Annotated in this window: 5 protein-coding genes; 1 reads left to right on the top strand and 4 read right to left on the bottom strand. The window is 58.9% G+C overall.

Annotated features, from left to right (window positions below; all coding sequences use genetic code 11):
- The coding region (locus NW820_RS06260) for an ABC transporter permease (protein ID WP_414406998.1) at window positions 1–950 on the bottom strand (950 nt) is incomplete at its 3' end.
- Between the two features lie 80 nt (window positions 951–1,030).
- Complete coding sequence (locus NW820_RS06255; RefSeq protein WP_041436392.1) at window positions 1,031–1,306, bottom strand: hypothetical protein; 276 nt, start codon at window positions 1,304–1,306, stop codon at window positions 1,031–1,033.
- A 264-nt stretch (window positions 1,307–1,570) separates the two neighbouring features.
- Between NW820_RS06255 and NW820_RS06250 the strand changes: the two genes are divergently transcribed.
- A complete protein-coding gene (locus NW820_RS06250; protein ID WP_414406997.1) occupies window positions 1,571–2,098 on the top strand; it encodes a TM2 domain-containing protein in 528 nt (175 codons plus the stop codon).
- An 18-nt stretch (window positions 2,099–2,116) separates the two neighbouring features.
- On the opposite strand, the gene NW820_RS06245 is transcribed toward NW820_RS06250, so the two are convergent.
- Window positions 2,117–2,896: an ABC transporter permease gene (locus tag NW820_RS06245; RefSeq protein ID WP_414406996.1), complete on the bottom strand. Its 780-nt coding sequence runs from the start codon at window positions 2,894–2,896 to the stop codon at window positions 2,117–2,119.
- Window positions 2,887–3,844, bottom strand: a 958-nt coding sequence (locus NW820_RS06240; protein ID WP_414406995.1) for an ABC transporter ATP-binding protein, incomplete at its 5' end; no start/stop codon positions are given. The genes NW820_RS06240 and NW820_RS06245, both read right to left, overlap by 10 nt.

Below are 3,844 nucleotides of genomic sequence, written 5' to 3'. Positions count from 1 at the left end.
AGAGCTGCCGGCGGAGTGGCCTTCACCGCCTGCTGGATCCAGCGCCGCAGCCGAGGTGGGATCCCGCGCAAGCCGTACTCCCACCATTCCCCAGAGGTGAGCACCAACACCAAAATCATCAACACAAAGGGAGCCACCGTAAAAACTTGGGTGGGCACGGCGCGGATGGTAGTCTGGGCAACTCCGGCAAAGGACTGCAAAATGCCGAACAGGTAGGCCCCCAGAGCTACCCGCAAGGGGTTCCAGCCACCGAAGATGACGATGGCCAAAGCAATCCAGCCATATCCTGCTGTATGTCGGTGGCTCCAGCCGGCCTTGAAATCCAGAGAAAAGGCAGCCCCCGCCAAGCCCAATAGGGATCCCCCCACAAGGGTGTAAACATAGCGCCAGAAAATGACATTGGTGCCGCGGGCAAAAGCCGCCGCCGGCTGTTCTCCCATAGCCCGCAACATCAGGCCAGGCTGAGTGCGATACAAAAAGAACCAAGTTCCCCCGATGAGCGCGTAGCTGGCGTACAGCAACAGATCCCCTTGGAACAGGAGTGGCCCCAGCAGCGGCACCTCTCTCAGGAAGGGGATGGGCAGGCTGGGCACCGTTGGCCCTGGGATCCGCACGAACGGATTGCCCAAAAAGGAAGACAAATCCGCCCCCAATAGGGTCAAGACGAAACCAATGGCAATTTGGGATCCCTTCAGGGTCAGCGAGCCAAAGGCCACGATCCCAGCAAACAGCGCTCCCACCGCGGCGGCAGCCAAAAAGCCCAATACCAAGCTTCCCGTCAGCTTGGCCACGGCGAACCCAACCATGGCCGCCAGCATGATCGTCCCCTCTGCGGAGAGGTTGATCACCCCTGCCCGCTCGGTAATGGTTTCCCCCACACAGGCGAAGACCACCGGTGTGGCGGTGGCAATGGCAGTGGAGAGAATAGCAACCAGTTGGGCAGCGGTCATTATGGGCCTGTCGAGAACTCGGGTTGGGTTAACGCATTTGCAGTTGCTGCGGGAATGCGCCTGTCGATCTGGTCATCGCCTCACCCCAACACCCAGAGCATGAAAGCCACCCCTAGGGTGACGGCACCAAACAGAGCATAGCTGATCCGGCGCAGCGGCCTCAGTTGCAGGGCATGCAGATCCTTAAGCCAGCCCAGCCCCAAGGATTCGACAAAGCGATCCAGCACCGCCTGCATAGGGTAGGCGTAAACCGATCCTTGCTCCTTAAAGTTCACCAGCACAACCAGCAGTGTAGCGTAGCCCCAGAGGAGGCCCCAGAGCACAGCGCTCAACCCGATTAAAATTGGCTCAAACATCGACTTTCCCTTGCCTTCTATAGGCATGTCCACTGCTTGCGTGAGCGGGAGACGGAGTTCTTTGAGCCTGGGGGACTTGGATCTCATTATTCCGGTTGTTTTCCCGTTGAGGCTGCCCTCCCTCAGACAAGAGCGTAGAAGGGGTCCAAGCTCGCTTTTAGAGGTAAAGGGATTGGTTTTGCCGGTTCTCTTCTGCCCGTCCAGGCCAGGAGATGACAGACTTAGACTTGGAGTACCCGCTCGGAGTTATCTCGTCAAATCCCCATGAGTTCTCGCTACCTGCTGCCCCCCGCTGAACCCAAGTCTGTCGGTACTGCCTATATCCTCTGGGCGTTGGGCATCTTCGGGATCTGTGGCGTCCATCGCTTCTACCTGGGCAAGACTGGCACAGGCGTTCTCTGGCTGTTCACCTTTGGCCTGTTGGGCATTGGGCAGTTGATCGACCTGTTTTTGATCCCAGGCATGGTGGAAAATCACAACTTCAAACTGGCAGTTCTACAGGGATCCCAGCCTTCCCCAACGCCTGCAAAGGCCGTTTCAGCGCCTTCTCAGCCCTTGAAAGGTCAAGCTCTGATGCGGGAGATCCTGCGGCTAGCCCAACAGCGGCAAGGGATCCTCACCCTTGCGGAGATAGCTATCGACTTACCTGCCGACTTTGACGAAATTGAAAAAGCGTTGCAAGAGCTGAGCCGGCGGAGCATGGCTTTCCCCGAAAACAACCCGGTCACTGGAGCGGTAGAATACCACTTCCCTCACCTGCTGCACCGCTCCCCCGACCAACGTTCGCTCTAGATGCCCTCCTGCAGACCTCTACTGGGATCCCAGGATCCCTTGACGTTTGGCTAGCCGCATTGCCCAGCGAAAGGCCAGCAGACCCAGGCCGAAGTAGAAAATGCCGCTGGCTAGAGCCATGGCCAAGCGCACGGGATCCAAGCCCGCCTCCCGCACCATCACGTCTCGCAGCAGCCCAGCCCCCGCCGTCATGGGCAGACTTTGCCCTAGCCACCTCAGGGATCCCGGCCATTCTTCCGTGGGAGCAGCCAACAGAAAAAGCAAGCCGAATTGGCTGATAATTAAAAGCTGCTGAATTCGCTTCCAAATTAGAGCAGCGGATCCCAGCAAAAACGAGAAGCCGTAGGCCCCCAGCACCACGCTCACCAAAGGCAACACCAGAGCAGGGGGAAACCGCAACCGGCTGCCCGTCAGCAATAAGATGACGCCCAGAATGACGACGACAATGGAAAAGCGCAACACCAAGCTGGCACAAGCCCGTGCCAAGAAGAGAGTGGCTGCCGAAAATGGCGAGAGCAACACCTGCTCCAAGGTGCCTGTCTGGGCTTCCACCTGCAGGTTGAGGGCGATGTCGTTCACCACAAAAATGACCAGCGTCCAGAGCACATAGCCGATCACCACCGCATCCAACCGTTCGCCAAATTGGGAGGCAGGCCCTGCCACATATTGGGCGCCGGCAAAGAGGGCATAGAAGAAGAACGTGGTGATCAGGATCCCGCCCAGGGCCTCCGCCGGATAGCGAATGTACTGGATCCAGGCCCGCTTCAGTTCAGCCCAAAACAGGTGGATCACTGGCATTGTCTATCCCCTCTTTTCAACAACTTGAGGAAGATGTGGGTGAGATCGGCTTCCTCTCGTTTGAGGCTGAGCAAGGGCAAAGGCCTCAAGATCTCTAGCACCTGATAAAGCCTCTCTGGCGGGCCGCTGAAGCGCATCTGATGGGATCCGAGAATCTCCACCCCTTGGCGGGCCAGTTGTTCAACCCTCCAGGGATCCAGCCCCTGTTCCAGCTCGATCCGGTAAGTACCGACGGCGCCGGCAAAGTGCCGGATCAACTCTCCCGTGGGGGCTTGGGCGATGATCACCCCTTGTCGAATAACGGCTACCTGATCCGAGAGCGCTTCCGCAATATCCAGTTGATGGGTGGTGAGCAAGATGGCTCGACCCGAAGCGGCAATTTGGCGGATCAGGGATTTCACCGCTTGCGCCGATTCCACATCCAACCCCAGGGTGGGCTCATCCAGCAGCAACAGGGCCGGTTGATGCAGGAGGGCGACGGCAATGGCCACCTTCTGCTGCATACCCCGCGAAAGGGTTTGCACGGCCACATCTTGTTTCTCCTGCAGGCCAAAGGTCTCCAGCAGCTCTAGCCCCCGTTGCCGAGCGGTTCTGGGGGATAGCCCCCGCAGCACACCGAAGTACTCCAGGTTCTGTAGGGGGGTCATCCGCCAGTAGAGGTTGCGATTGCCTTCCAGCACTGCCCCCACCTGGGCCAGGGCCCCCGGATCGGTATGGGGATCCCGTCCGAGAACGCACACTGTGCCCGCGTCGGGTTGGATCAGGCCGGCAATCATCTTAATGGTGGTGGTCTTGCCGGCCCCGTTGGGCCCCAAAAAAGCCAGGATCTCCCCTGCTGCCAGCGTCAGGGAGACATCCACCACCGCCCGCACCTCCCTGCCTCCTTGCCGGTAGGTTTTTTGGAGGTGGTGAGCTTCTAGAACTTTCATGACGCGAACCCGATGCAAA

Source organism: Synechococcus sp. R55.7, from assembly GCF_047461955.1.
Classification (GTDB): domain Bacteria; phylum Cyanobacteriota; class Cyanobacteriia; order Thermostichales; family Thermostichaceae; genus Thermostichus.
Note: the sequence above shows the minus strand (reverse complement) of the source record. Positions and strands in the feature narration are given on the sequence as shown.